Annotated in this window: 1 protein-coding gene; it reads right to left on the minus strand. The window is 29.6% G+C overall.

Going from position 1 to position 1,250, the window contains the following annotated elements; all coding sequences use genetic code 11:
* Nucleotides 1–24: 24 nt before the first annotated feature.
* A complete protein-coding gene (locus QUH73_RS20720) occupies nucleotides 25–1,170 on the minus strand; it encodes a PD-(D/E)XK nuclease family protein (RefSeq protein WP_289532353.1) in 1,146 nt (381 codons plus the stop codon).
* Nucleotides 1,171–1,250: the final 80 nt, after the last annotated feature.

The following is a 1,250-nucleotide window of genomic DNA, read 5'->3' on the forward strand; positions in this document are numbered from 1 at the left end:
GGTGTGAGAGGCGCATTCCGTCGGTTAATTACCGGCGGAACCGTCTACTCGATTAGCTTGCGTAATTATTCCTTCTATTTCTTTAAAGTTAGATTCAATTCGTTCTACATCAGATAAAATTATATCAACGATATCTTTAATTTTTAAATTAGTTCCTAATTTAACAGATTTATAAAAGAACGTTTCTCCATATTTATTAAATCCTTTTTCTGGCTTTGGATATACCCTTGATTGGGGAAATGTTTTAGAGAAATCAAACCACAAATTATTTTCAAGTTCATTCTTAATTTTCTTAGCTATTTTCCCTGTTGTATCTTCTAGAACCATTCTATAATGCTCTCCTTGTATTTGAATTCCTAATGCAATGTTAGGGGAAATTAAATATTTCAAATCCATCAAACCAAGACTACGTGTCATTCCGTAACCCATAAAAATAATCGGAGTTTCATTATTCCAGTTTAGAGGTAAGCTAAAGTCAGTTAGATTCTTCCCAAGCCTATTCAGTCTTTTGTAAATTTCATATGCTATGAGTTCATATTTCTTTTTCAAGTAAAAATCATGCAATCGTATATCAATAAGCTCTCGGTATAGTTGATTTGTTTTAATAGAATGAAAATCAAAGAATTCATCATTGCTAATCCTACAGCATTTATCAACTTCAATCAAACCACTGATAAACTCACAATAATCATTAATTATTTGTTGGTGATATCCATTACTTATTTTTGCTGATATAGTTTGTAACATCACTTTCAAATCAGAATAGCTTAAATAAAACCATGATACACCATTAATATCGAGTTTATCATTTGACTCAAAAAACATTGGCTCAGATAAAGAAAGCAATATATAGTTTCTTTGGTTTGTGTGTTTTTCTGAATACTTTGCTAGTTGTCCAATGTATGGAACACTTTTAACCTTATTCTCAATTAAAACCTCCTGTCCATTAGAATAGCTGAATGATAAATCAATATTCTCTCGTTCTCTAAATATTTCTTTAATACATAAATCTTCAGGTTGTTCGTTTATATATTTAGAAAAGAGTCCGCCAAATTCAGATGGATAATTATGACCAATCCAATACAAAAAGTTACTATGAAATAATTCTTTCGAACTTAATGATAAATTGAAAAGGGGTGATTTTTTGAGTTTTTCTATTGTTCCTTTCATATAGCAGGGTGTCATTTTTATGCAAGCTAACGTAAAAGTGTTTTATCCTTTCGTTTTTTAAAATTAACAAAACATTATTT

This window comes from Labilibaculum sp. K2S (assembly GCF_030372765.1).
Taxonomy (GTDB): Bacteria; Bacteroidota; Bacteroidia; order Bacteroidales; family Marinifilaceae; genus Labilibaculum.

Coding starts and splice junctions, on each gene's coding strand:
- QUH73_RS20720 (WP_289532353.1), bottom strand. CDS start 1,170: ATGAAAGGAACAATAGAAAAACTCAAAAAATCACCCCTTTTCAATTTA.